General features: G+C 73.2%; 24 protein-coding genes and 2 pseudogenes. 11 read left to right on the top strand and 15 right to left on the bottom strand.

The annotated features are described in order from the left end of the window. The first annotated feature begins 71 nt into the window (after positions 1–71). From GWK25_RS25895 to GWK25_RS25885, 3 genes are read left to right on the top strand one after another with little or no spacing between them, the layout of a single operon-like run. Positions 72–1,604 carry an NAD(P)/FAD-dependent oxidoreductase gene (locus tag GWK25_RS25895; RefSeq protein ID WP_215453510.1) on the top strand — a complete coding sequence of 511 codons (1,533 nt, stop codon included), beginning with the start codon at positions 72–74 and terminating at the stop codon, positions 1,602–1,604. Further along, the gene (locus tag GWK25_RS25890) at positions 1,601–2,521 is read left to right on the top strand and encodes a fatty acid desaturase (protein ID WP_215453507.1); all 921 of its coding nucleotides are present in this window, start codon (positions 1,601–1,603) and stop codon (positions 2,519–2,521) included. Before GWK25_RS25895 ends, GWK25_RS25890 begins: the two co-directional genes overlap by 4 nt. Further along, the gene (locus GWK25_RS25885; protein ID WP_251829037.1) at positions 2,514–3,155 is read left to right on the top strand and encodes a TetR/AcrR family transcriptional regulator; all 642 of its coding nucleotides are present in this window, start codon (positions 2,514–2,516) and stop codon (positions 3,153–3,155) included. The genes GWK25_RS25890 and GWK25_RS25885 overlap by 8 nt, the downstream gene beginning before the upstream one ends. Positions 3,156–3,279: 124 nt before the next feature. On the opposite strand, the gene GWK25_RS25880 is transcribed toward GWK25_RS25885, so the two are convergent. Together GWK25_RS25880 and GWK25_RS25875 are read right to left on the bottom strand one after the other, a co-directional pair. Further along, a complete protein-coding gene (locus GWK25_RS25880) occupies positions 3,280–5,499 on the bottom strand; it encodes a SpoIIE family protein phosphatase (protein WP_215453505.1) in 2,220 nt (739 codons plus the stop codon). A 319-nt stretch (positions 5,500–5,818) separates the two neighbouring features. Continuing rightward, a complete protein-coding gene (locus tag GWK25_RS25875; protein WP_251829036.1) occupies positions 5,819–7,018 on the bottom strand; it encodes a helix-turn-helix domain-containing protein in 1,200 nt (399 codons plus the stop codon). A 150-nt stretch (positions 7,019–7,168) separates the two neighbouring features. On the opposite strand from GWK25_RS25875, the gene GWK25_RS25870 reads away from it, so the two are divergent. Beyond that, positions 7,169–8,656 (top strand): long-chain fatty acid--CoA ligase, encoded by a 1,488-nt coding sequence (locus tag GWK25_RS25870; RefSeq protein WP_215453504.1) that lies wholly within the window; start codon positions 7,169–7,171, stop codon positions 8,654–8,656. Positions 8,657–8,665: 9 nt separating this feature from the next. On the opposite strand, the gene GWK25_RS25865 is transcribed toward GWK25_RS25870, so the two are convergent. The 3 genes from GWK25_RS25865 to GWK25_RS25855 form a co-directional block, all read right to left on the bottom strand. Beyond that, on the bottom strand, positions 8,666–9,016 hold the full coding sequence (locus GWK25_RS25865) for a VOC family protein (RefSeq protein ID WP_215453503.1): 351 nt from the start codon (positions 9,014–9,016) through the stop codon (positions 8,666–8,668). 54 nt (positions 9,017–9,070) lie between these two features. After that, positions 9,071–9,547 (bottom strand): iron chaperone, encoded by a 477-nt coding sequence (locus GWK25_RS25860; protein WP_215453502.1) that lies wholly within the window; start codon positions 9,545–9,547, stop codon positions 9,071–9,073. A gap of 79 nt (positions 9,548–9,626) precedes the next feature. Next, positions 9,627–10,100 (bottom strand): pyridoxamine 5'-phosphate oxidase family protein, encoded by a 474-nt coding sequence (locus GWK25_RS25855; RefSeq protein WP_215453501.1) that lies wholly within the window; start codon positions 10,098–10,100, stop codon positions 9,627–9,629. 172 nt (positions 10,101–10,272) lie between these two features. On the opposite strand from GWK25_RS25855, the gene GWK25_RS43790 reads away from it, so the two are divergent. Beyond that, entirely contained in the window at positions 10,273–13,593 is a 3,321-nt protein-coding gene (locus tag GWK25_RS43790) for a LuxR C-terminal-related transcriptional regulator (RefSeq protein ID WP_308404325.1), read from the top strand. Positions 13,594–13,645: 52 nt separating this feature from the next. Here GWK25_RS43790 and GWK25_RS25840 read toward each other — a convergent pair whose 3' ends face one another. The 7 genes and pseudogenes from GWK25_RS25840 to GWK25_RS25815 form a co-directional block, all read right to left on the bottom strand. After that, entirely contained in the window at positions 13,646–15,070 is a 1,425-nt protein-coding gene (locus tag GWK25_RS25840; protein WP_215453499.1) for a DEAD/DEAH box helicase, read from the bottom strand. Between the two features lie 156 nt (positions 15,071–15,226). Beyond that, positions 15,227–16,147 (bottom strand): AAA family ATPase, encoded by a 921-nt coding sequence (locus tag GWK25_RS25835; protein ID WP_308404324.1) that lies wholly within the window; start codon positions 16,145–16,147, stop codon positions 15,227–15,229. Positions 16,148–16,149: 2 nt separating this feature from the next. Continuing rightward, positions 16,150–17,358 carry a T4 RnlA family RNA ligase gene (locus GWK25_RS25830; protein ID WP_215453497.1) on the bottom strand — a complete coding sequence of 403 codons (1,209 nt, stop codon included), beginning with the start codon at positions 17,356–17,358 and terminating at the stop codon, positions 16,150–16,152. A gap of 80 nt (positions 17,359–17,438) precedes the next feature. Further along, complete coding sequence (locus GWK25_RS25825; RefSeq protein ID WP_215457570.1) at positions 17,439–18,527, bottom strand: serine hydrolase; 1,089 nt, start codon at positions 18,525–18,527, stop codon at positions 17,439–17,441. Between the two features lie 195 nt (positions 18,528–18,722). Then, positions 18,723–18,818 (bottom strand): annotated as a pseudogene (locus GWK25_RS44840) (IS5/IS1182 family transposase); the annotation flags it as partial. 74 nt (positions 18,819–18,892) lie between these two features. Then, positions 18,893–19,312 (bottom strand): hypothetical protein, encoded by a 420-nt coding sequence (locus GWK25_RS25820; RefSeq protein WP_215453495.1) that lies wholly within the window; start codon positions 19,310–19,312, stop codon positions 18,893–18,895. A gap of 145 nt (positions 19,313–19,457) precedes the next feature. Continuing rightward, entirely contained in the window at positions 19,458–20,114 is a 657-nt protein-coding gene (locus tag GWK25_RS25815) for a lysophospholipid acyltransferase family protein (RefSeq protein WP_215453492.1), read from the bottom strand. Positions 20,115–20,366: 252 nt separating this feature from the next. Here GWK25_RS25815 and GWK25_RS25810 point away from each other — a divergent pair, with 252 nt between their 5' ends. Continuing rightward, complete coding sequence (locus GWK25_RS25810) at positions 20,367–20,933, top strand: hypothetical protein (RefSeq protein ID WP_215453490.1); 567 nt, start codon at positions 20,367–20,369, stop codon at positions 20,931–20,933. A gap of 29 nt (positions 20,934–20,962) precedes the next feature. On the opposite strand, the gene GWK25_RS43785 is transcribed toward GWK25_RS25810, so the two are convergent. Then, the gene (locus GWK25_RS43785; RefSeq protein WP_308010745.1) at positions 20,963–21,262 is read right to left on the bottom strand and encodes a hypothetical protein; all 300 of its coding nucleotides are present in this window, start codon (positions 21,260–21,262) and stop codon (positions 20,963–20,965) included. Between the two features lie 839 nt (positions 21,263–22,101). Here GWK25_RS43785 and GWK25_RS25800 point away from each other — a divergent pair. From GWK25_RS25800 to GWK25_RS25790, 3 genes are read left to right on the top strand one after another with little or no spacing between them, the layout of a single operon-like run. Further along, complete coding sequence (locus tag GWK25_RS25800; protein ID WP_215453482.1) at positions 22,102–22,599, top strand: DUF2975 domain-containing protein; 498 nt, start codon at positions 22,102–22,104, stop codon at positions 22,597–22,599. Further along, on the top strand, positions 22,599–22,901 hold the full coding sequence (locus GWK25_RS25795) for a helix-turn-helix transcriptional regulator (RefSeq protein WP_251829035.1): 303 nt from the start codon (positions 22,599–22,601) through the stop codon (positions 22,899–22,901). Before GWK25_RS25800 ends, GWK25_RS25795 begins: the two co-directional genes overlap by 1 nt. Further along, on the top strand, positions 22,898–23,401 hold the full coding sequence (locus GWK25_RS25790; protein ID WP_215453478.1) for a hypothetical protein: 504 nt from the start codon (positions 22,898–22,900) through the stop codon (positions 23,399–23,401). The genes GWK25_RS25795 and GWK25_RS25790 overlap by 4 nt, the downstream gene beginning before the upstream one ends. Before the next feature lie 93 nt (positions 23,402–23,494). On the opposite strand, the gene GWK25_RS25785 is transcribed toward GWK25_RS25790, so the two are convergent. After that, positions 23,495–24,004, bottom strand: a complete 510-nt coding sequence (locus GWK25_RS25785) for a DUF6461 domain-containing protein (RefSeq protein ID WP_215453476.1) — start codon at positions 24,002–24,004, stop codon at positions 23,495–23,497. 62 nt (positions 24,005–24,066) lie between these two features. Continuing rightward, positions 24,067–24,418: pseudogene (locus GWK25_RS43780) on the bottom strand (RICIN domain-containing protein); the annotation flags it as partial. 249 nt (positions 24,419–24,667) lie between these two features. Between GWK25_RS43780 and GWK25_RS25780 the strand changes: the two are divergent. Continuing rightward, positions 24,668–25,219 carry an RNA polymerase sigma factor gene (locus GWK25_RS25780; protein ID WP_215453473.1) on the top strand — a complete coding sequence of 184 codons (552 nt, stop codon included), beginning with the start codon at positions 24,668–24,670 and terminating at the stop codon, positions 25,217–25,219. Then, positions 25,216–26,064 (top strand): anti-sigma factor, encoded by an 849-nt coding sequence (locus GWK25_RS25775; protein ID WP_215453471.1) that lies wholly within the window; start codon positions 25,216–25,218, stop codon positions 26,062–26,064. Before GWK25_RS25780 ends, GWK25_RS25775 begins: the two co-directional genes overlap by 4 nt.

Here is a 26,064-nt window from a genome sequence, read left to right as displayed (position 1 = left end):
ACGCCCGAACCATTGACGCGGAGACTGAACTGCCGCACTCTGAACGGATGTTCAGAACAGGTGTTCAGAACGTGCGCCGGACGGTGGCCGATCGTGGCGAGAATCGTCAACGCGCCCACGCCGATGTGGTGGTGATCGGCGGCGGAATGGCGGGCATGGCCACGGCGCTGCGTCTGCAACGGGCCGGTCTCTCCACGATCGTGCTGGAGGCGCACGGGCACGCGGGAGGCTGCGCCGGCTACTACCGCAAACGCGGTTTCTCTTTCGACGTCGGCGCGACGACGCTGGTCGACTTCGGCCCCGGAGGCGTCGGCGGTGAACTCCTCGCCGCTGTCGGGATACCACCGCTGGACGCCGAGGAACTCCCCGGCTACCGCGCCCATCTGCCGGACCGTCAGGTCCTGCTGCACCGCGACCGGGCCGCCTGGCACGCCGAACGGCTGCGCCGGCTCGGCGACAGTGAACGCCACCGCGCGTTCTGGGACCTGCTCGACGGGCTCGCCGGCACGTTCTGGCGGGCCAGCCGGGCGGGCGTACGGCTGCCGATCCGGAGTCCCGCCGACGCCCTCCACGACCTCCGGGCGATCGGCTGGTCCGGGCTACCGTACGCCCGCCATCTGAACCGGACCCTGGGCGAAGCGCTGTGCGACCACGGCCTGCGCACGGACGCCGCCCTGGTCGGACTGCTCGCCATGCTGGTGGAGGACACCGTCCACACCGGGGTCGACGACGCGCCTCTCATCAACGCGGCCCTCGGGGTGACCATCCGGGGCGCGGGCCTCAGCAGACACCACGGCGGCATGCACGGTTTCTGGCGGGTGCTGGTTGCCCGCTACCGGGAGCTGGGCGGCACACTGCGGACCGCCTGCCGTGTCTCGCGGGTCCAGGGCGCGCCCGGTTCCTTCGAAATGACGACCCGTCAAGGTCGTTTCCACGCACGGCGGATCGTGTGCGCGGTACCGGCGGCCACCACCGCCACGATCTGCGCGGGGCTGCCGGTGGCCCGCAGGCTCCGCGGCTATCTCGAACGCGACGCGGACGCCCTCGGCGGCGCGGTCGTCGCCTTCCTCGGGGTTCCCGAATCCGAGGTTGCCGATCAAGAGTTGACGCATCATCAGCTGCTGGAGTCGTACGCCCGTCCTCTGGGCGACGGCAACAACATGTTCGTCTCCGTGTCGGCGCCCGGGGACACCCTGAGCGCACCCTCCGGCCATCGCGCCGTGATGCTCTCGACCCACACCGACCTCGCCGACTGGCGCGACCTCGACGCGGCGGAGTACGGGCAGCGCAAGAAGGAGGCCGGGGAACGGCTCCTCGCCCTCGCACGGCGCGCGTACCCACGACTCGGCGAGCGCGCCGTCTTCGCCGAGACGGGGACACCCCGCAGCTACGAGCGGTTCGGCTTCCGTCCGGAGGGCGCGGTCGGCGGCGTACGCCAGCGCCTCGCCAACACCAACCAGCACGCCGTGCCGCATGACCTCGGTGGCCCCGGCCTGTGGCTGGTCGGCGACACGACCTGGCCCGGCCTCGGCACGGTCGCCTGCGTGCTGGGCAGCCGCATCGTCGCCGAAGGACTGCTGAAGGAGAGGAGACGCGCAGGATGACCCCATCCGAAAATGCCGCCGCGAACGCCGCGAACGCCGCGAACGCCGCGAACGCCGCGAACAGCTCGAACAGCTCGAACGGTGCGGCCGGTGCAACCGGTTCGAGTGGGCGCGCCGAGAGTCCCCCGGCCCCAGGCTTCCCCACCCTCGCCGAACTCGGCGACGACCTGCTCGTCACGACGCGGCGGCAGCGGATCGTCGCGCTGGCCCGGCCGGGCGTCGGCGTCCTGCTGTTCGCGGGCGCGGTGTGGCTCGGTTGGTGGTGGCTGACGCCCCTGATCGTGTTCGGGATCTTCGTCGCGGTCGTGACCGTCACCCACGACGTGGTGCACCGCACGCTCGGCCTGTCCCCACGGGCCACCGACTGGGCGCTGTTCGCGATGGGGCTGGCCCTGCTGGAGAGCGGGCACGCCTACCGGGCCACCCACACCCAGCACCACCGCCTCTTCCCGCACCCCGACGACCCGGAGGGCCACCCCGCCGAACTGTCCCTCCTGGGCGCGATCTGCCATGGCCCCGTCTTCCTCGTACGCCTCTGGCTCTGGTCCTACCGGAGGGGCCGTGACCGCCGCTGGCTGCTGGCGGAGGCGACGGCCCCGTTCGCCGCGCTCACCGGGGGAGTGCTGCTCCTGCCGTACACCCCGTCACTTCTGGTCTATACGGTGATGGCGATCGTCGGGAGCTGGGTGTACCCGCTCCTGACGGTGTATCTGCCGCACCACGACTACGGAGACACGCCGTTGACGCAGACCCGCACCCTGCGCGGGAGGATCATCCCCGCCGTCTTCCTGGAACTCACGTACCACCTGGAGCACCACCTGTACCCGAGGGTGCCCAGTCATCAGTTGCCGGAGCTGGCCCGCAGGCTCGAAGGCCACTTCGCCGTGCACGGGGTACGGCCGGTGCGCGTTGTCTGAGCAGCGAGGCCCCCGGGGAGCGCAGGACGGCCGCGGCACCCGTGACCGTGTGCTGGAGGCCGCCCTGTCCTGTCTGGTCCGCCACGGTCACGGCGGGACCACGGCCCGGGCGATAGCCCAGGTCGGAGGCTTCGCGCCCGGGGTGATCTACTACCACTTCGCGGACCTGGACGACCTGCTGGTGGCGGCGCTGGAACGGACCAGCGGGGACCGCATCGACCGCTACCGTGCCGAACTGTCCGGTCTCGACCGCGCCGTGCCCGTCATCGCGCGGCTGCGCGAGCTGTACGACGAGGACAGCGCCACGGGGCACATCGCCGCCGTCCAGGAGCTGTACGCCGGGGCGCGGCCGGGGACCCGGCTGGCCGCCCAACTGGCCCTGGAGACCCGCAGATGGGAGGACCTGACCGAGGAACTGCTCACGGTCCTGCTGCGCGGCAAGCCCCTGGCCTCCGTGGTCCACGTACGGGTCCTGGCCGGCGCGGCCGTGGCCTTCTACCTCGGGATGGAGACCCTCACCCACCTCGACGGCGACCGTTCCCGTCCGGAGACCCTGTTCGCCCAAGGGGCCCGCCTCGCCGCGATCTTCGACCGCGTGCCCCGTATGAAGCGACGTGCACGCGGGGCGGGATGAGCGGACGGGACTCCTACCGGGCCTCGCCCGTCGCCACCGACCGCGCCTTCGCGAGGGCGGACGCACCGGAGTCCGATCCGGAGTCCGATCCTGAGCGGGTCGTCTCGATGGGTTGATCCGGCAATCACGCAGGTGAGCTTGCTGTGTCGGTGGGGTGGACGAGAAGCAGCGCGATGTCGTCGCCGCGCGGCGCCGAGCGGCGGGCGTGCCGGACCAGGGAATCCGCGACGGCGTCCATGGCGTGCGGGCCGGAGGGGGCGGAGCACGCGAGGGCGCGGGCCAGGTCGTCGACCGCGTCCTCGATGTCGATGCCGGGGGCCTCGACGAGCCCGTCCGTGTAGAGGACCAGGACCGACCCGGGGGGCAGCGGGATCTCGGTGGACTCGTAGTCGGCGCCGGCGTCGATGCCGAGGAGGAGCCCCGGGGGCAGGAGGAGGGGTTCGGCGCGGCCGTCGGCGTGGCGCAGCAGCGGAGGCGGGTGACCGGCACTCGCGAGGCAGGCGGTGCGCCGGGCCAGGTCGAGGTGGACGTAGAGGCAACTGGTGAACAGGTCGGGGTCGAGGTCGGTCACGAGCCGGTTCGTCCGGGTGAGCACCTCGTCGGGGGCCGCACCGGCGGTCGCGTGGACGGCGGTGCGGACCTGCCCCATCAGCGCGGCGGCGTTGACATTGTGCCCCTGCACGTCACCGATGGCCGCGGCGGCCGTGGTGGGGCCGAGCCGGATGAGGTCGTAGAAGTCGCCGCCCACGTCCATGCCGCGGGTGGCCGGGAGATAGCGCGCGGCCACGTCCAGTCCGGCGACCCGGGGCAGGGTGTGCGGCAGCAGTGCCGCCTGGAGGTTGTGGGCGAGCTGGTGCTTGGTGTCGTACAGCCGTGCCCGGTCCAGGGCCTGGGCGATCAGCCCGGCGGTGGAGGTGAGGACGGCTCGCTCCTCCGGTGTGAAGCGATGGGGCTGTTCGTACGCCAGGACGAGGGAGCCGACCGGTCGCCCCGAGGTGATCAGAGGGAGGAACGCCCAGGCGCCCATCGCGTCCTGGAGGACGGCCGGCGGATAGGCCCGCCTCAGCTCGGCGAACGTGGCGAAGAAGGCGGGGACACCCGTGGTCAGGGTGTTGACGGCGGGGGTGTCCGAGGTGAGCGGGGCGGCGTCGAAGCGATCCATCAGCTCGGCGGTGTAGCCGCGGTAACCGGTGATCCGCAGCCGGCCGTCCTCCGGCGTCATCAGGGCCAGGGCGGCCGCGCCGAACGCCGGCAGGACCTGGTCGGCGACCTGGTCGACCACGTCGCGCACACCGACGGCCTCGGTGAGGGTCGCAGCCAGGTGCATCAGGTGGTACAGGTTCGCTGCCCGCCCCGCGGCAGGAGCGGCGGGCGGCTCCGACCCGGTGGACGGGGAGGTCGGTGCGTGGGCGTGCGCCGAGTGGGTGGGCGCGATGCGCACGCTGATGCCGGAGGCGTCCGGCATCAGGCGGAAGGACAGCCACCGGTCCGGCGGCCGCAGGGCGATGAACGACACCGTCTCGCGGCTGAGCACGGCCGCCCGGTAGCTGTCCTCGGCGATCGGGTCGGCGCCCAGCCAGCGCAGCGCCTCCCATGGTTTGGCGCCGAGCACGTCGGGGATGCCGACGCCGAGCAGCTCGGCGGCCTCGGTGTTGAGGAAGGTGATCCGCCCGTGCACGTCCAGCGAGCAGCTGCCACCGGGGAGACGCTCGGTGAAGTCGACCGCCGCCTGCGCCTCGGCCGGTCCCGCGAGCCTGCGCCGCAGCGGGGGCAGCATCACGGGCTCGGCGGCGGGCCGTACCGGATGACCGTCGTCGGCCGCCTTGCGCAGGAGCAGTCCCAGCCGGTGACAGGCACCGGCGATCTCCTCGCGCTCCCGGGGGCTCGGCCGGGGCGGGTGCGAGGCCGGCCAGTGCAGCACCAGACCGCCCCAGACGTCCGTCCCCGTGACGATGGGGTAGGCGGCCAGCGTGAAGCGGTACGGCACGACCAGCGCCAGCCGTGGATAGCGGCGCGCCAGCTCCTCCTGGCCGCTCACCCACACCAGCCGCCGCTCCCGTACGGCGTCGGACACCGGGGAAGGGCTCTTCAGCGCCACCCGTGCCCACGGCATGGACATCTCCCACGGGACCCCGCCCAGTACGGCCAGCTGCAGCACGGGCTCGTCCGGCCGCAGCAGATACACCGCCGCCACCGAGGTGCCGTACTCCCGGGCGACCTCGATCAGGGCAGACCGCAGCAGCTCCGGGCCGACGGCGGTGGGACCAGGCACGACCTCACCCGCCCCGGACCGGCCCGACGGAGCGAACAGGCAGCCGTCGAACGTCACCCATATGCGGACCATACGCCCACGCAGGGGGGACGGCATGCGGATGGGCCAGCCGCTGGGCCGCCGTTCCGGGCCGTGGTTCCGCAGGGCGCCGCGCCATGCTGAAGGCCGACGCGCGTTGCCGTGCGGGCCGCCTCGACGTGGCACCCGCCGGCCAGTCGGGCCGCTTCGACGCGGCTGCCTGCCGGCCTGTCGGCCCGCCTGCCGTGCGGCCAGCCGATCCGCAGGCCAGCCGATCCGCCGGTCAGCCAATCCGTCGGCCGGTCGATCCGCAGGTCGGTCGGTCCGGCGGCCGGTCGGTCCGGCGGCCCCGTGCCGGCCGCCCTTCGCGCGTTCAGTGCACCTCGGTGGGCGGGTGTTCCGTCGGCTCCGTGCCCCGGTCGCGTACGGCCAGTAGGGCCGTGCCGATGTGTGCCACCGCCCGTGGGTCGGAGAGGGACCGGGACGTCAGCTCCTCGACGCGGCGCAGCCGGTACCGCACGGTGTTGGGGTGCACGAACAGGCTCCGGGCCGCACCCGTGGCCGAACCCGCGGCGGCGAACCAGTGCTCCAGGGTCCGCAGCAGACGCGCCCGCTCCGCGACCGGGAGGTCGAGCACGGGCCGCAGGACCACCTCCACCAGGTGCGCCGCCTCGGCGGGCGCGGCGGCGACCACCATGGCCAGCGGGTCGTCGTCGAACCGCGCCACCCCGGGACCACCGTCCCGCATCCCGGCCAGCGCGAGCCGGGCGAAGCGCAGCGCCTGCGGGGTGTCGCGCAGGGAGTGGAAGCGCGGGCTGACACCCACCCGGGCACGGGCCCGGCGCAGGACGCCCAGGCAGGTGCCCTCGGCCGCCGTCGTGGGCAGGGCGATCAGACCGATCTGCTGGTCGGGCAACAACCGCCAGGCGGAGGGGAGTTGAGCCTGACGCAGCCCGGCCTCGACCCCCGCCAGCGGCTCCTCGCCCGGCGCGCCGGCCGCCGCCGCGGCGACCGCGTACGGCCCCCGCTCGGGCAGCCCCAGCTCGCGGGCGGCCTCCCACAGCGTGGTCCGGTCGGCGATGACGCCCGTGAACAGTGCCTCCACGAGCGCCGACCGCCGGGCCTGCCCCCGTGCGGTCAGCTCGGCCGCCGTCTCCCGGTAGGCCGCCGCGACCGCCTCCGCGTACACGCCGAAAAGCGCCCAGATCTCCGCGGACTTCGCCACCAACTGGTCGTCGGACACCTCCGGATGGGTACGCGCCTCCGCCACGATCTCCGTCCACAGCAGTTCGAAGCCGACCCGGTACGCGTGCAGGGTGTCCGCCAGCGGCACACCCTGCTCGGCGCGGACCCGCCCCGTCTCCCGCGCCGGGCTCGGGTCCGCGGTGGCACCCGCGCGGAGGTGGTTGAGGATCAGGTCCGCGTTGGCCGTGCACGAGCGGCGCAGCGAGTCGAAGGGGATCAGCGACTCGTCGTCGTAGGCGTCGACGTCCGACCGGATGCGCCCCGCGATCCGCTCACCCAGTTCCGGCAGTCTGGAATGCAGTGCCGCCGCCACGCCCGAGATGTCCATCTCCGCAGCCTAACGGCCCTGTTTTGTTCCCCCGGACAACCCCGGGCGGCAGGCGCTGTCGTACGGCCCATAGGCCGCCGCCGCGCGTGGCAGCACGATGTCGGGCAGGTGAACGGCGGATTTCGACGGCGACTTTCGTGGAGGCGGGGCATGGCCAATCTGGCGGAGTACCTGGTGGAGACGGCACAGCGACAGCCGGGGCGTCCCGCGCTGCGTCTGGGGGACCAGGTGACCGGCTACGCGGAGCTGGACGAGCGCAGTGCCCGCGCCGCCGCGCTGCTGAGGGCCGAGGGTGTACGGCCGGGGGACCGCGTCGCCCTGATGCTGCCGAACGTGCCCGAGTTCGTCGTCCTGTACTACGGCGTGCTGCGCGCCGGAGGCGTCGTCGTCCCCATGAACCCGCTGCTGAAGACGCGGGAGACCGCATACCACCTGACCGATTCCGGGGCGGTGCTGCTGTTCGAATGGCATCAGGCGCCGGGCGAGGGAGCGCGGGGCGCGGCCGACGCCGGTGTGCGGCACACCGCCGTCGAGCCCGCGGCGTTCGCGCGGGCGCTGGCCGGACACGAGCCGCTGCCCGGTGTGGCCGAGACGGCGGACGACGACGTGGCCGTGCTGCTGTACACCTCCGGCACCACCGGCCGCCCCAAGGGCGCCACGCTCACCCACGGCGGACTGCGGCACAACACCGAGGTCAACACGGTCCATGTGCAGCGGATGACACCGCAGGACGTGGTGGTGGGCTGTCTGCCGCTGTTCCACATCTTCGGCCAGATCTGCACCATGAGCGTGGCCGTTCGGGCCGGCGCCTCGCTCACCCTCATCCCCCGCTTCGAGCCGCAGGCCGTGCTGGAGGCCATCGCGCGGGACGGGGCCACGGTCTTCGAGGGCGTGCCGACGATGTACGCGGCGCTGCTCCAGCATCCGGCGCGGACCGACGTGTCGACGCTGCGGATGTGCGTCTCCGGCGGAGCCTCGCTGCCGGTGGAGATCCTGCACGGCTTCGAACGGCGCTTCGGCTGCGCGGTGCTGGAGGGCTTCGGCATGTCCGAGACCAGTCCGGTGGTCACGTTCAACCACCCCGACCGCCCCCGCAAGGCCGGCTCCATCGGCACCCCGATCGAGGACGTGGAGGTGCGACTGCTGGACGACAAGGGCCAGGACGTCGAGCCCGGCGAGGTCGGTGAACTGGCCGTACGAGGGCCGAACGTGATGAAGGGGTACTGGAACCGGCCCGAGGAGACGGCGGCGGCGATCCCGGACGGCTGGCTGCGCAGCGGCGACCTCGCGCGGCAGGACGAGGACGGCTATCTGTACGTCGTCGACCGCAAGAAGGACATGATCATCCGCGGGGGTTACAACGTCTACCCGCGTGAGATCGAGGAAGCCCTGCACGAGCACCCGGCCGTCGCCCTGGCCGCTGTCGTCGGGGTGCCGCACGACCACCTGGGCGAGGAGATCGCGGCCGCGGTCGTCCTGCGGCCCGGCGCCCACGCCACCCCCGACGAGCTGAGGGAGTTCGTCAAGGACCGGGTCGCCGCGTACAAGTACCCGCGCGAGGTGTGGCTCATGGACACCCTGCCGACCGGCCCGAGCGGCAAGATCCTCAAGCGGGAGATCACCGCACCGATCGGATGACCCGACGCCTCACTGCCGCAGGGCCGGACCGCCGCCGAGCCCGATCTCGTTCCCGTCCGGGTCGTGGTACGTGAACTTGCGGACGCCGTTGGCGTAGGTCTCGCGGCTGCTGGGCTCCAGCCCCCGCCCGGTGATCCCGGCGACCCGGGCGTCGAGGTCGTCCACGAAGACGGTGTGCAGCGCGTGGCCGCCCCGTCCGGGCCGGTGCTCGATGTACACGTAGCGGTGCTCCGCCAGCTCCCACACGGCCTCCGCGTCGTTCGGGAAGAACGTCGGCGGGGAGCCCAGCAGCCGCTCGTACCAGGAGAGCGCCGCTGTGTAGTCGTTCACCGGGATACCTGCGAAGAGGACGACGGCCATGCTGCCATCGTAGGGGCGACTGCTCGGACGGGGCGGACAAGGCGCTCCTCGGGCTCAGCCCGCCGCTCTGCGGACGAGCTCGACGACGCGTGCCTCCGTCTCGTCCGTCAGCTCCCTCAGGGCGTACGTGGTCGGCCACAGGGTGCCCTCGTCGAGGTGCGCCTGGTCGCTGAAGCCGATGGTGGCGTACCGGCTCTTGAACTTCTGTGCACTCTGGAAGAAGCAGACGACCTTGCCGTTCCTGGCGTACGCGGGCATGCCGTACCAGAGCTTCGGCGCGAGGTCGGGCGCGGCCACGGCGACGATCCGGTGGATCCCCTCGGCGAGAGCGCGGTCCGCGTCGTCCATCGTGGCGATCTTGGCGAGCACGTCGCTCTCCCCGTCCGCCCGGGTGGCACGTGCTCCGCGACGGGCGGTCGTCTTCAGGTCCCGCGCGTGCTCCCGCATCGCCTCGCGCTCCTCGGCGGTGAACCCGTCGAACTTCTTCTCGGCCGTGCCGCTGCTCGGGGTGGACTGCCGGGTGTTCGTCATGGCGGTCTTCCTTCCTCGTACCGTCAGGTGCTTGTGTCGTTCTCGGGTGGGTGGGTGGGGACCGGGGGCGTGGGGCGGTTCAGCCCAGCCAGCGGCCGTCGCGCATCAGCTCACGCCCCGTCAACTCGTCCGCCTCGCGCCAGGCCTGGATCCGGACCGGGGTGACGCGGAACCAGAGGTAGGACGTGGCGGAGACCCGGGGGTCGAAGCCGGCGCGCGCGGCGAACCGGTCGGCCTGCTCCGTCGGCAGCGCGTCGACCGGGAGCACCTCCACCACGCCCTCGATCATGGACACGTCGCGGGTGGGGCCCAGTCCGAGCCGGGTGGTTCGGGTAGCGGCCAGGTTCCTGCCGGTCGGACTGTCGCCCGGCGTCGCCATCAACAGCGTCTCGCCGTCCCAGTCGAAGGACAGCGGAACCAGATACGGCACGCCGTCCGCGGAGGCGCTGGCCACCCAGACGTCGGCGTCGTGGGCGAGCCGGTGCTCCGTGTCGCCGCGACGCACCGCGCGGGGGCGGGGGCCGGCGGTCGGGGCTGCGGGCGAACCGGTCATGGTCACTCCTGTGTCGCTGAGGCTTGCGGGGCGGTGGCCGCGACCGGCCCGAGGTGTCCGCCGGGGGTGCGATCGCCGTGGTCACAGCCTCCCCCGAGGGGGCCACGGCCCGCCTCCGTGGTGAGCACGGAATCCACCACGGAGAGGCCACGGAGCAGCGGATAATGACCCGGTGTCCACTCCAGTGATCTCCGCCCGGGAAACCGAAGTGCTCGCGCTGCTCGGGGAACACCTCAGCAACGCGGAGATCTCCGCGCGCCTGTTCATCTCCGTGCGCACGGTCGAGTCCCATGTCTCCGCCCTGCTGCGCAAGCTCGACGAACCGGACCGGCGGGCACTCTCGCGGCGCGCGGCCGAGTCGGCCCGGACGGACCGGACGGACCGGCCCCGCCCGGTGCTCGTCCTCCCCGTACCGCTGACGGCGTTCGTCGGCCGGGTGCGCGAACGCGCCGAACTGGCCGAGGCGGTGAAGACACGACGGCAGGTCACGGCGGTCGGTCCGGGCGGGGTGGGCAAGACCCGGCTCGCGCTGGCGGTGGCGGCGGACACGGCCGGTGAATTCGCCGACGGGGTGTGGTTCGTCGACCTGGCCCCGGTCACCGATCCGGTGCGGGTCGGCGCGGCGGTCGCGGAGGCCCTCGGGGTGGGCGAACAGCCCGGGCGCGGTGTCGAGGAGTCGGTGCTCGCCGCCCTGGCGGACCGCGAGGCGCTGCTGGTCCTGGACAACTGCGAGCAGATACGCGACGGGGTCGCGCCCTTCCTGGAACGGCTGTTGGTCGGCTGCCCGGGGCTACGGGTGCTCGCGACGAGCCGGGCCCGGATGATGGTGCCGTTCGAGTGGGTCTTCCCGGTGCCGCCGCTGTCCTCGGACGGCGGCGGCGACTCGGAGGCCGTGACGCTGTTCCTGGACCGGATGGCGGCGGTCGGCCGGCCACCCGAACCGGCCCTGCTCGACCGGGTCGCGGCCATCTGCGAACGCCTCGACGGCATGGCGCTCGCGATCGAGCTGGCGGCGGCACGCTGGCCCACGCTCGGACCGGACGGTCTGACGGCCGGCCTCTCCGACCAGCTGCGGATCCTCGCGGGCGGCCCCCGCGCGGACGACCGGCACCGGTCGGTGCGGGCCGCGCTCGACTGGAGCCATGATCTGCTGGAACCGCCGGACCGGGCGCTGCTGCGGCGGATCTCGGTGTTCGCCATGCCGTTCACCGCCGAGGCGGCCGGGGACGTCGCCGGGTTCGCGCCGCTGGACCCGGCGGCGGTGGCCGACGGGCTCGGCCGACTCGCCGAACAGAGCCTGCTCACCGCGACACCGACCGCGACCGGCACCCGCTACCAGGCGCTGGAGACCATCCGCCAGTACGGGACCGAGCGGCTCGCCGACGCCGACGAGCTGACGGGGGTGCGGTCGCGCCACGTCGCCTGGTGCCTGGCCGGGGCGGCCGCACTCGCCGGAGCCGAGGCCCCCGACTGGCGCGCACGCTTCGACGCCGTCGCCGACGACCTCCGGGCGGCCCTGTCCTGGGCGGCGGCCCGCCCGGACCACCGCACACCCGCCCACCACCTCGCCCTCGCCCTGGCGGGCCTGACCTTCACCCGCAACCTGCTCGGCGAAAGCCAACAACGATACGAACAGGCGGCGACGCTGGCTGGGGCGGCTGGGGCGGCTGGGGCGGCTGGGGCGGCTGGGGCGGCTGGAGGGGGTGGAGGGGGTGGAGGGGGTGGTGACGGCGGTGGCGCCGCGGAGCACGGCGTCGCGGACACTGCGGGCGCGGCGGCGGGCGCGGCCGGTGCCGCCGCCGCTGCCGAAGCCCTGCGGGAGGCCGCCGGGGTCGCCGGCTGCCGGCGGCTCGGAGACGACATGTACCGCCTGCACCGCGCGGCCGCCGAGGCGGCCCTCCGGGCGGGCGACTCCCTGGGCGCGGCCCGCGACCTGGCAGCCGCCGCCACCGTCGCGTACCGCTTCTCCAGCGAGTTCGCCCGGCTCCCCACACCGGACGAGGCGACCGCCCTGCTCACGGCGGCTCGCGAACTCTCCGGCGCCATGGACCTGCCGCCCGCCGCCGATCCGCCCTTCGGCGACACCGGCCTGCCGTCCCCCGCCACCGCCCTACCGCCCCGCACCGGCGATCTGCCGACGTCCCCGTCCGCCCTGCTGCCCGGCGTCGTGGGTCTGCCCTCCGGCGGCAAGAGCACGCGACCTCATGCCACCGGCCGGTCGGCACCCGGCGTCTCGGGCCCCACGCCTGGCACCACCGAGGTTCCTCCTGGCGCCACCGGCCTGCGGTCGAGCCTCGGCGGCGTGCCGTCCAGCGGCGCCACCGGGCCGTCCGTCGCCGCCCATCCGCAGCCCGGCGCCCCGCACCCCGTGCCCCATGCGGCGGACGATCCGTCGGCCCTCCCTCCCCTCGGCCCGTTCGCCGAGCCGCAGGCCACAGGCACGGCCGCCGCCGTCGCTCTCGCCGAAGCCGCCGTGGTCGTGGACGCCTTCGGGGCCGTTCAGGGGGACATGCACAACAGCGCGCGGGAGACCGTCCGTCATGCCGAGCGGGCCGTCCGGCTGGCCCGGTGGGCGGGGGACCCGGTCGCCGAGTCCGCCGCCCTCGACGCGCTGTCCGGGGCCCGGACCTGGGCCGGAGACCCGTTCGGCGCGGCGGAGGCCGCCCGGCGCCGGATCGACGTGCTGGCCCCCGCGCCACCCACCCCGGCCGCCACCCAGGAACGGATGGACGCCCTCGCCATGGCCGCCGGCACCGCCCTCGGCGTGGGCGAGCTGGCGCAGGCCCGCCGGTGGGGCGGGCAACTCGCCGACCACCCGCTCTTCGCCGAGGTGGCCCACCACGCCACGTCCTGGCTGATGGTCGCGGACGCGTTCGCGGGCCACGGCAGGGACGTGCTCAGGGGGAGCGAACGGTTCCTCGACTCCTGGCGCAGGAGCGGCCGTCAGCGGTCGTTCTCGCTCGGCCCCGCCGCCGCGGCCGTCGCGATGATCCACGGATTGCGCGGCGACCACGACGCCCGGTCGACCTGGCTGACGACCGTCGAGGAGGCAGGCACGGCGGCGGAGCACCACCACGGCTACGGCGCGGTCTTCGACGCCATGGTCCTCCTCCACCACGGCGACCCGGACGCGGCCCTGGCCCGGGTGGCGCCGGAACCGGACGAGGTCTGGAAGTGGGTCTCATGGATCTGGCACCACTGGTACGTGGGGCTGCGCGCCGAGGCCTCGGTCCTCGCCGGCCACCGGGAGGCCCGCGCACGAGTTGCCGCCGCCCGGCGAGCGGTCGCCGGCAACCCTGTCGTCACCGCCCAACTGGACCGGGCGCAGGCGCTCCTGGACGGCGACCTGCCCGGCCGGCTCGCCGTCACGCAGGCGTTCGACGCGGCGGGCTGCCCCTATCAGTCGGCCCGCACCCTCCTCCTTGCCGGAGGCGACCACACCGCCACCGGCAGGGACGCCCTCACCGCCCTCGGCCTCGCCCCCGGCTCCTGAGCGAGCCGGTCCGTCCGCGGCCCGCCCACCTCGGCCGACCGGTGCGCGGGTGTCAGCGCCCCTTGCGCACCCGGGCGGCCGCGCGGGCCTCCGCGGTCTTCCGGGCCTCGGCCGCCTTGCGGGACTCCTTCGCGGGGCGCCCCGGCCGGGTGCCGAGGCCCCGGAAGGGCGCGTTGCCGCCGCTGGACCTCGTCCCGGCCGGCGGCTGCTTCGCCCCCGTGATGGCGGTCAACCGCGCCTCGCCGGACCGCACTTGGGTGACGGTCGGCCGGATCCCGGCCTCGGACATCATCCGGTTGACGTCGCGCCGCTGGTTGGGGGTGACCAGGGTGACCACCTTCCCGGACTCCCCGGCGCGCGCGGTGCGCCCGCCGCGGTGCAGATAGTCCTTGGCGTCGGCGGGCGGGTCCATGTTGACGACGAGGTCGAGCGCGTCGATGTGGATGCCCCGGGCCGCGACGTTGGTGGCCACCAGCACGGTGACCGCGCCGTCCTTGAACTGCCCGAGCGTGTGCGTGCGTTGGGGCTGCGACTTGCCGCTGTGCAGGGCGGCGGCCCGTACGCCACTGGCCCGCAGATGGCGGGTGAACTGGTCCACCCCGGCCTTGGTGTCGAGGAACATCAGCACCCGGCCGTCCCGGGCGGCGATCTCGGTCGCCGTCGCGTACTTGTCGGCGGGGTGGATGTTCAGCACATGGTGTTCCATCGTGGTGACCGAGCCGGCGACCCGGTCGACCGAGGCGAGCACCGGATCGTGCAGATGGCCGCGCACCAACTGGTCGACGTCGCGGTCGAGGGTGGCGGAGAACAGCAGCCGCTGCCCGTCGGGCCGGACCTGGTCCAGGATCTCCGACACCTGGGGCAGGAACCCCAGGTCGCACATCTGGTCCGCCTCGTCCAGCACCGTGATCCGGACCCGGTCGAGGTGGCAGTCCCGACGGGACACCAGGTCGGCCAGCCGCCCCGGTGTCGCCACGACCACTTCGGCACCGGCCCGCAGCATCGCCTGCTGCTTGTTGATCGACAGCCCGCCGACCACCGTCGCCAGCCGCACCCCCAGGGTCCGCGCGTACGGCGTCAGCGCGTCGTCCACCTGCTGCGCGAGTTCCCGGGTCGGCACCAGGACCAGCGCGAGGGGCCGCTTCGACTCCGCCCGCTGCCCCGCCGTCCGGACCAGGAGCGCGAGCCCGAACGCCAGCGTCTTGCCCGAGCCGGTCCGGGCCCGGCCGAGGACGTCACGGCCGGCCAGCGCGTTCGGCAGCGTCACCGCCTGGATCGGGAACGGCTCCGTCACCCCGAGCTCGGTCATGGTCCGCAGCAGCTGCGGCGGCAACCCGAGCGCGTCGAAGGACTCGGCCGGCGGCAGCTGCCCGGACACCGCCTTCGGCGTCGGGGACTCGCCGCGCGGTTCGCCGGCCTGCCGGGGCGCGTCGGCGGGGGAGGGCCCGGGGGCCGAGGACGACGGCTTCGCGTTCAAAAGGGGAACCTTTCCTGGTGTGTCGCCCGGAACGCGCCGGGGCCCGTACCCCTCGGTACGGGCCCCGGCGGTGTCGAAGCGTGCCCCCATTTTACCAGCGGGCAACCCCAGGCCGGCCGGCCCGGTCACCCCCGCCCCGGCGGCCGATGGCGCGGCCTAGAAGTTGCCGTAGTTGACCTGCCAGGTCGGCAGCCCCATTCGCCGCCACACGGCCACGACCCGGTCCCGGTCGTCGAGCGAGACCCGTACGGCGAAGCGGTGCCGCACGTGCCGGTCGAAGAGCTCCGCCTTCACCACGTCGTCGCGACGCTGGTCGCCGGCCGTCCGCATCCACAGCTCGTCGTACGGCACCTCGTGTGCGCGCAGCCACGCCTCGGTCCGGTCCCGGTGCTCCTCCCCGCGCCCGGAGAGCAGGACGATCACATCGCCGTCGGCGTGGCGGAACGAGCGGAGCGCACCGCGCACCGACACGTTGAGCAGGTCCTCCTCGCAGCGAGTGAAGTCGTACGCGCCCCGGTCGCCCCGGATCGCGAGCGTGCCGTCGATGTCGCACATGACCGCCGAGGGCAGCGCCGGGTCGGCGGTGTACGGCTCGACGGCGGGCTCGTCGTTCAGCCACTCCGCCGTCAGCCGCCAGCCGCCCCTGCGGGACTTCTCGTGCTTGTCGGCGAGGATCCGGATGATCTCCTCACCGACCGGACGCTCCCGCGCGGCGTCACGCCGCAGGCACTCCTCCACCGGCACGTCGGTGAAGTCGTGCACGACGAACGTGGCCAGCCCCGCCACGGCCGCCTTCAGCCGCTTGGGGATGTGCGGCGTCATGTGCGTGTTGTCCACGACGACGTCGAAACCGCCGTCGACGGCCGCCCGTACCGCCGCGTCCTGGATCGCCAGCACGGTCTGCTCGTGCGCGTACGACCGGCGCTCGGCGCCCTCGGGCTGCGGGATGTCGAGCATCTGCCGCAGATCGTCGAGGTTGACACGGCGCATCCGGCCCCCGGACTCCGCCTGCAGCTCGCGCGCGGCCGTCGTCTTCCCCGAGGCGGGCAGCCCCGTCATGACGTGTACCACGGGCACGGTCAGTTCTCCTCGTCGTGTCGGAAGGGGTCGGACGCCTCCGGCCGGGTGGACCGGTACGTCACGAGGACGGTCGATCGCCCGTCCAGGCGCTGGAACATGGCGGGGCGCACGGCCGCGTCGGGCAGTTCCCGCACCGCGCGGGCGAACGCGCCCCGGTCGCCCGCGAGATGCGCGAGCGACCGGAACGCCTCGTCGATCGCCCGCTCGCGGTCCTCGACCTGCTTCTCGATGCCCGCGACGACCCCGCGCACCCAGGCGTCGAACTCGTCGGGCACCTGCTCCAGCAGGGCGTCCAGGGGCCGGCCGCCGGACGCGGCGACGTCCTCGGGGGAGCAGTTCAGCGCCTGCGCCACCTGCTTGGCGGGCAGGCCGGCGAACCGCTGGATGCCGTGACCGCGCCAGATGTCCCGCTCGGTCACCCCGGTCAGCACCTTGTGCAGCCGTACGTACTCCGCGAACTTGGCCTTGGCCCGTACACCCGAGGCGAAGCGCAGGACGAAGCCCTCCGCGTCGGTGCCGGTGGCCGTGAGGCCGCCCGGCAGACGGTTCCCCTCCGTCATCGCCAGCAGCTCGGTGAGCGGCACGGCGGGCCGCACGGTGACGACCGAGCCGATGCCCTGCCACCCCACGGCGGCCTCCGCCAGGGCGACTTCGGTGCCGTCCTTGGCGAACGCGGCCAGCAGCACCACGTCCCGGCGGTCGCCGTAGTCGACGACGATCCGGTTCTCCGGGTACAGGATCTCGGCGAGGTAGGTCACCCCGGGCACGAGACCGGAGGTGTCCTTCGCGTCCAGCAGCCGCTGTGCCCAGGTGGCCTGCACGCTCACGAACGATCCCTTGGACGCGACCCGCCACCGGCCGGCGTAGTGGAACACCACCGCGAGGCTGCCGTCGACCTTGTCGTACACCTCGAACGGCTCGTCCGGGAGGCTCGGGGCGTAGGGCTGACCGGCCTCGTGCTCACCGACGTTGAAGAACTTCGGCAGCGGCAGCGCGACGATCTCCCCGGTGCCGTCGTCGGCCACGAGGCCCCGGCAGCGCGTGGTCACACGGTTCCACACCCGCTCGTACTGACATGTCCTCGTGTACGTGTAGATGGACAGCGGCAGTTCCGGGTGCGACTTGCGCGTGACGTGCCCCGCTTCGAGCGCCGCCGCGAGCTCGTCCGGCGGCAGCAGCTCACGAAGAGTCAGGTGGGCCCGGCTCATGTGTTCCTCCCCTTGATGGCCCCTGATTGTCACGTGGGGACAGGCCCCGGGCCCAGTGAATTTCTCGGCGCCCCCGCAGCTCAGCCACCGGGCGCAACCGCCCGCGACACCCCGGCCAGGAGCGTCTCGACCTCCGTGCCCCAGCGGGAGCTGATCACCAGATCGCGTGCCGGGTCGACCCACAGCAGGTGGTTGCCGCCGTTGCCCCGGGCGCAGCGCCCGGTGGCGGGTGCCGAGGGCCAGACCGTGCGGTCGTCGTTCAGCCACCAGGACAGGCCGTAGTTCGGCTTGACCCGACAGGGCGTCCACAACTCCTCGATCCACCGCCGCGAGACGACCCGCCGCTCGCCCCACATCCCGCCCCGCAGGCAGAGTTGACCCAGGCGGGCCAGATCGAGGGCGCTGATCCACAGACCGCCGCCCCAGTGCGCGCCACCGGACACCACGGGCACCCGTACGCCGTCGATGTGAGCCTCGGCGGTGGCGTAGCCGTGCCACGACCAGCCGTCGGACGCGCCGATCGGCGTCATGATCCGGTCGCGCAGGAGATCCGGCAGCGAGCGGCCCGTCAGCACGGTGAGCGCGAGCGCGGTGAGGTTCACACGGACGTCGTTGTAGGCCCAGCCCTCGCCGGGCGGTCCGCCCGCCGACTCCGTGCCCTCACGCGTGCTCTGGGCGTCGACCCGCGTCGGCTTGCCCCACAGCTCGCCCTCCCACTGGCTGGTCTGTTCGAGCAGATGCCGCCAAGTGATCGCGCGGCCGTGGGAGTCGGCGAACTGCGGCAGTGGGACCGAGTCGGCGACCGGATCGTCCAGCCGCAACAGCCCGTCGTCGAAGGCGAGGCCCGCCACCAGCGACAGCACGCTCTTGGTCGCGCTGTACGCCATTTCCGTCCGCGTCGGATCGCCCCACGTGGCGAGGACCACGCCCCGCCGCACCACGGCCCCACTGGCACCGCCGCCGTCGAGGAGCGGCCCCACCACCTCGCGATGCGACACGTCCGCCACCTGAGCGGCCAGGTACGCCGCCATGTCGTCCACCCCGGCCACCGCCCGCCCGGCCTGCTCGCACACGGCCCGCGCCAGCTCGGCCCGGTCCACGCCCTGCCACGGATCCCCGCCCTCCTGACCTCCGCCCCCCAACGCGTCCCCGACGCCCTGCGAAACCATCACGCCTCCCCCTGCGGCCCTGGCTCCGGCCCTGGCCCGGGCCCGCCCCTCCGGGAACTTGATCAGACCCGTCTCGCTACGCACAAGCCGCGCCCGCTCGCCGTCACGGCCGACCGGGGTGGGGAGGGACGGTACGGCGTCGAGTGACACGCCGGCCGGGTGCGCCCGCTGCTCCTCTGCGACACCCGTCTGCCCGTCCTCCAGCGGCAGGCTCCACGGCCGGCCCTTGCGCACCGGATCTGCGCCCTCGCGCCTCACACCGACGACCCGAGCCCCGCAGTGCGGAAGCAAGCGGGTTGGTACACACCCGGCGGGACCACCTACGAAGGGACCCTCCCGCCCGAGACCCAGAAGGCGGGACAGCCTCAGGCACAGCCCCCCGGTTCATCCTCGGTCGGTACGAAGTGCATCGTGGGCATCCCGGCGGCATCGAAAACGGCAGAATCCGGACCGATCAGAGTCATGTAGCCGGCGAGCCACTGGCCGCGCTGTGAGCGTGGCTCCCCCTTGACCTGCTCAGCACCGAGGGACACGGAGTCCAAAGCCCACCAACGGCCGCCGAACTTAACCCATTTGATCCCGCAATGGGTATAGATGTCGTACGGGTACGGCTTGTGCTGCTTGGGATCTGCCGGACCATCCTGCCACTTGCCCTCGACGACCGTACGGGCAGGCAGGGTTGGGCCGGTGGAGTCGTCATCCCGGTTGTCGGACGGTGACCAGCACCCTGAGAGCAGCAAGCCGGCACCCAGAAGCAAGACGGCGACATGGCGCGATACCTTCATGTACCTCAGACGCCACAGGTGCTCGTTTCGTTCGACCCCTGCCCATTGAAAGGCGAGCTGTAGGCGAGCGGGTCGCCCGACTGCACCGCGAGGGTCGGCCGACGCGGTCTGTCCGGACGACCTCTTGGGCGGCTGGGGTGGGCTCTCACGCGGCGAGCGCGGCCGGTTCGCCGAGGCGGGCCGCGGCCGTGCGCCAGGCGGCGGTCACCGCCGCGTGCGCCTGGCGGGTGTTCGCGGTGTGGGTGAGGGAGAGCGGCGCCCCGACGTGGACGTGCAGTGCGGGGCGGCGCAGGGGCGCGGTGAACAGCCCCGCCAGCTGCTTGGCCGTACCGCCGGAGGTGACCCGGCGTGCTCCGGCCTGCCCGACCGGGACGACGGGCGCCCCGGTGCGTGCAGCGAGCCGGGTCAGACCGCTGCGGAACTCCCCGGGCGCGGCCTCGGCGGCGTCCCTGCGGACCGGGATCCCGCCCTCGGCGTAGATGAGCACCGTCCGGCCCCGAGCCAGCGCTTCGGCGGCGAGGTCGAGCGCGTCGGCGGCGCGCGGGTCCCTCCGGTACACCGGGATGTACCCCTCGCGGGTGAGCGCGCGACCCAGCAGCGGGATCCGCCACAGACCTGCGGCACCCATGGCAACGGGCTCGACACCGAGGCGGTGCAGCGCGGCGAGCACGATCGCGGGATCGGCGAGAGAGGTGTGGTTCGCGACGACGATGCTGCCCGGTGCGCAGACGGATCCGGCATCGGTGGTCACCGTGAGACGTCCGACGACGGGCACCAGGACGTCGGCGAGGCGGCTGAACATGAGGTCTCTCCCGATCTCGATGAGGAAGACCCCCATCGTCGGGGCGGCCGCGGCACCGGATCTTGAGTGCGCGTACTCAACTTCGCGGGTGCTGATACCCAGGGGACGGCGTGACGCCGACGCCCCCCGGCCCCACACCGGTCACTGCCGGCTGACGCGTGGCGCGGGGCAGGTCGGTGGAAGTACGTAGAGGTATACGTAACTCGCTGAGCAGGCACTCTCGGCTCCGTACGCCTCGGTTAGCCTCCCCGTATGCCTTTGACCGTCGATCAGTTGACCGGATATGTGGAGAACGGGCTGGACGCCGATCTGGCGCGCTGGTTCCCCGACGAGGAGCGCGTCGACGTTCCCGCGTCGACCCGCCCGGTAGCCCCCTTCCTCACCAGGCTCCCGCCCGCCGCCGCGACCGCGCTGGCCGCCTTCGACCGCAGGGTCCGCTCGGGAGCCATGGCGCGGTTCCTCGACATCGCAGACTGGTCGTACGCCTTCGAGTTCGCGGAGAACGACGCCGTGATCCTGGACACCGACTACGAGACGGAACTCTCCGACGACGACGTGTGGTCCATCGGCTGCGACGGCGGAGGCAACTACTACGTCGTCCTCACCAGTGGTCGTGTCGCGGTGTGGTTCCACGAGGAGCAGGTCATCGAGGCCGACACGCAGTACGACAACCTGGACGTCTTCCTGTGGTCGGTCGTCCGGTACGCCGCAGTGCGCGCCGGCGTGCTCGATCCGGCCGCCGTCGAGGACGACTTCCGCTCCCTCGGACAGCCCGGAGCCCTGGCCCCGGAGATCGGGCTCCTCGCCCTGATGTCCTGACCCCCGGAGATTTTCGCATCCGACCGGCCCTACGTACCGGCCCGCCGCAGGACACGGTCGACGACGGCTGCGCCCTGCTCCGGATGGTTCTTCAGCCAGGTGCCCAGGTGCTCACGGACCGCTCGCGCGACGCCGGACCGTACGTCCGCCCCGCCGAGCACTCCAAGAGTGGAACCGAGGAACTCGGGCCGGTCCAGCTTCACCGACACCACCGCCGTCAGGCCCTCGGTGATCCGGTCGGCGTCGAGATCGGGGTCCGACGCGGCGAGCATGCGGCCCTCGCGTGCGTACGCGCTGATCGCGGCGGCCACGCCCTCGCGGAAGCCCACCAGGTGAGTGCCGCCCTCCGCGGTGGGCCGGCTGTCGGCCGCCGGACCCTGACGTGGGTTCGGTGATCGCTCGGCCCCGGGCGTACTCCTGGACCCACCGGAGCCCGTCGCGTCGCACCTCGGCGGTCAGACGGCGGGAGAGGGCGTTGGTGACGCAGGGACCGACGCCGTACTGGCCCAGATGCACGGCACGGCGGGAGAGGGGCTCCGTCCCCCCGGCCGAGGAGGTCAGCAGCGTTTCGAGACCGGGCCCGTCGGTGTGACCGGCGGCCTCGACGGGCACTCCCGGGCCGTCGGCGACCCGTACACCCCCGTCGGCCGTCAGGGCGATCGCGACGGAACGGGCCCGGCCGGCCACGACCTCGCGCACCGCCCGCTCGGCGATCTCGAACACCAGCTGGTGCACACCGCGTTCACCGGTCGAGCCGACGTACATGCCGGCGCGTCTGCGCATGGCTTCCGGCCACTCCAACACCTCGATACGGGCGGCGTCGTACGACACGGCTTCCTCACTCACGAAATCCCCCTCCGAAGAAGTCGAGCAGAAGCCGTCAGCCTAGGTGATTTTCAATAAAACATCAGGTCAGAGCGGGTGTGGTGAGCGTCTGAGCGGGTCGGTGAGGGGCTGCACGGAGGGCGTCGGCCGACGTGCCCGGCGACCCCTTCCGGGAGGCGGTCGAGGCCCTCCAGTGGCCTGCGGGGCCCTTTCTCGGCGCTCGCGTCGCCCCGAATCTGCGTCATTTCGGCCGACACCGCCTCGGCGAACACGGCCTTGCCTGATCTATCGAATCTCGATAGATTTCTATCGCAGGTCGAGTGAAGGGATGAAGGAGGCTGTCATGGGGAAGCTGACGGTGCTGGCGTTGCGTGTCGTGATCGTGGGGTTGTTCGTCGGTTCGGTGTTCGTGCAGGCGGTGATGGTGCCGTTGCTGTCCGCCGATCTGCGAGGGCTCGACGCGGACGTGGCGCACATCCGCACGCCGACGCTGGTGATCGTGGTCCTCGGCGTGGTGACCGTCCAGGTCGTTCTCGTCTGTGTGTGGCGGCTCGTGACGATGGTCCGGCGCGACACGGTCTTCTCCCACGCGGCCTTCCGGTACGTGCACGGAGTGATCGGCGCGATGGTGGCCGCGGCGCTCCTGGTGTTCGCGCTCGGTGTGGTCCTGGCCCCGGGCGAGGCGGTGGCCCCCGGCGTCGTCCTGTTGGTCGGCGGTGTCGGCCTGGCGGTACTGGGGATGGCGCTCATCGTCCTCGTCCTGCGCATGCTGCTCGCGCAGGCCGTCAACCGCGACATCGAGGCGACCCGGATGCGGGCCGAGCTGGCCGAGGTGATCTGATGCCGATCGCCGTCGACATCGACGTGATGCTGGCCAGGCGGAAGATGTCCGTGGGCGAACTCGCGGAACGCGTCGGCATCACCCCCGCCAACCTGGCGGTGCTCAAGAACGGCCGCGCCAAGGCCGTCCGCTTCACCACTCTCGCCGCGCTCTGCGAGGTACTCGAATGCCAGCCGGGAGACCTGCTCCGCTGGGAGAGCGACCATCCCGCGGCCACCGGCGAGCTCGCCGACACCGAGGGTCCGAGGGCCACGGACGACCACACGGAGAACGACGGCTCCACGGCCGGGGCGCGGTCATGACCACGGACACGCACCGCCCGCTGCTCTTCCTGGATGTCGACGGCACCCTCCTGCCCTACGGCGGGGCACGGCTCCCCTCGGCCGCCGGCGACTGGGTCGCCTGGCAGCACACGTCGAACCCGCAGCTGGCGCGGATCGACCGCGCGCACGGGCCGCGCCTGCTGGGACTGATCTGCGAGCCGATGTGGGCCACCGCGTGGATGGACGACGCCAACGAGGTGATAGCCCCGCTGCTCGGCCTGCCCCGGTGGCCCGTCGTCGACCTGCCGGAGGCGCCGGAGGAGGACCGTGCGGACCTGCTGCACTGGAAGACCCGGGTCCTCGTCCGCCAGGCCGCCGGACGCCCGTTCGTCTGGGTCGACGACGAGATCACCGGCCTCGACCGTGCCTGGGTGGCGCGTCACCATCCGGGGCGGGCCCTCCTGCACCGCGTCGAACCCGAAGTGGGCATGACCGCCGCGGACTTCACCGTGGTCCAGGGGTGGCTGGAAGGCCGGTGACGAAGGGTGCCGCCGGCAGCCGACGGTGCTCGCAGGCCTCGGGCAGCCACAGCCCGAAGCGCTCCTCCAGCCACTCCATGACCTGGGTGGAGGTCATGCTCCCGGCGGCCGGCCGAGGACCTCCGGTTCGGCCCCGTCGTCGTACGCGGGGAGCCCTGGGTCGAAGGAGGACAGGACCCGCCCGCCGACGGCGTACTCCACCCGTTGCGTGGCGTTCACGTCCCGGCAGGCGGTGACGACACGGGTGCCGCGGGAGAGCGCGGGCAGGTAGTCGCGGGCGGAGACGTACGAGGTGGAGGCCTGGACCGCGAAGGCCCACCCCTCGATCGCTCCCGCCCGGAGCACGGCGTCGACCTCCGGCCGCAGGAACCCCCGTTCCTCCACCGCCTCCACGTCCAGGTCGTCGAGATGGTCGAGGTCGTAGGGCTCGTCGGCGGCGTTGCGGACCTCGATCTCCTGGGCCTCGAAGCGCGTCAGCGGGAAGAGTGACTCCCGTCGCGCGCCTAGGCGCAGGAGCACCTGCTCCGGGTCGAGGCCCTCGCAGAAGACGAGGGTGTGGCCGAACGGGTACGCCTCGCACACCCAGCGGAGTCCGTCAGTCATCCGTTCATCCTGACAGCCTCCGCCGAGCCCCCGTAGGCACCGGGCCCCGCCCCGGCGACCCCCTACCGGACGAGCCTCCAGTCCTGCGAGCCGTCCGTGGACCCCTTCTGCTGGGTGAGCGGAGCCCCGGGCTAACCGGCGGTCAGGCAGAGGCCCTTGTTCTTCGCGGACCGCCCAGCCTGATACGACCGTCGCCGGTCCTGACGACCTCCCAGGCGCCCGTGGCGCTGTCGTCCACCCACTGCCCGATCCGCTGCCCGGCCGTCGCGTTGCCGGTCCAGATCGCCGCCGCCCGGCCGACCCACCGAGATCGACCTCGGCGAACGCGATCGTCGACGTGCCCCGGTTGTTGAGGATCACGACCCGGCCGGTGTCCTCCACGTACTGGAGGCTGCGGCTGTAACCTGCCCGCGATCTCCTCGGCCGGGCGCCTGGACGGGTCGGGGTCGAGGACCACCGGATCGGCCGCCCTGCCGGCGCTGATGCCGCCGGTGAGGGCGTCGAGGAACGGCAGGATCACCTCATCGGGGCTGGAGCGGCGTCGTCACGCGGAACGAGCCGTACTCCTCGTACGGGAGCCCTTCGCCGTGGTCGACTCCCGTTCCGGGGAACCTCGTTCGGGGCGGTGTGAACCGTTCGGGGCACCTCGTCCGATGAGGGGGTGTGAGCAAATTGAAACGGGGGAGTCCGGGCGACGCCGAGCTGTTGCGGGCGGTCGCGGACGGGGACCGTCGTGCCTTCGAGGAGCTGTACCGCCGGTACGCGCCCTGGCTCGTGCTGAGGCTGCGCGGACGGTGCGCCGATCCGCTGCTGGTCGACGACGTCGTCCAGGAGACGTTCCTCGACGTCTGGCGGGGCGCCGCCCGCTACCACCGGGAGGGCGACGTGGCCGGCTGGTTGTGGCGCATCGGATCGCGACGGCTGGTGGACGCGCTACGGGGCGACGGGGCCCGGGGCCGACTGCGCCAGATGCTCGCCCGGCTGCGGCAGCGTGACGAGGTGTCGGCCGAGGAACAGGTGCTGGCCCGGGTCCAGCACGGCGACCTCGCCGGCTCGCTCGCCGGACTCTCCCCGGAACTGCGGGCGGTCCTCCAGGCCACGGTGATCGACGGCCTGACGACACGTGAGGCGGCGGTCCTGCTCGGCATTCCCCCGGGCACGGTCAAGACCCGGGCCATGCGCGCCCGGAAGCAACTGCGGGAGGGCCTCACATGAGCTGGCACGCCGACGACGAGGACCTGCGCGACTACGCCCGCGGAAGGCTCGCGGCCCCCCGGCTGTGGTCCGTCGAGACGCACCTCGCGGCCTGCGCCGACTGCCGGGCCGCCCTCTCCGCCCACGTCCCGGCCGCCGAGATCAGCGCGGGCTGGGCCCGGCTGGACGCCGCGCTGGACATCCCGAGGCCCGGCCCCCTCGAGTCGTCGCTGATCCGGCTGGGAGTGGCCGACCACACCGCGCGACTGCTCGCCGCCACCCCGGTGCTGCGCCGCTCCTGGCTCGGCGCCGTGGTGCTCACGCTGCTGCTCGCGGTCGGCGTGGGCCTGGCCGGGTCACCGCTGATGCTCCTGGCCACGGCGCCGCTGCTGCCGCTCGCGGGGGTCGCGGTCTCCTTCGGGCCGGGGCTCGACCCGACGTACGAGACGGCCGTGGTCGCGCCGATGCACACCTTCCGTCTGCTGATGGTGCGGGCGGTCGCGGTGCTGGCGACGACCACGGCGCTCAGCGCCCTGGCGAGTCTGGCCCTGCCGTCGTACGGCCTGGCGGCGCTCGGCTGGCTGCTGCCGGCTCTCGCGCTGACCGCGACGGGCGTCGCGCTGACCGCCCGGCTCGGCCCCGTCCTCGCGCCCGTGCTGGTCGGGGCCGGCTGGGCCGTCCTGGTGGTGCTGAGCCGACTGCTGGCGTCCGGGACGCCGCTGCCCTTCACCGCGCAGGGCCAGGGCGTGGCGGCGGGCGTCACGGCGTTGGCGTCGGTGCTGCTGGTGGCGGCACGGGACCGCTTCGACATGGGCCGCGCCCAGGGCCCTTCCTTCCGCTCCCCCCGACGTTCTCGATCCCTCTGA

This window comes from Streptomyces sp. ATCC 21386 (assembly GCF_018728545.1).
Classification (GTDB): Bacteria; Actinomycetota; Actinomycetes; order Streptomycetales; family Streptomycetaceae; genus Streptomyces.
This window is presented reverse-complemented; position numbering and strand designations above follow the sequence as displayed.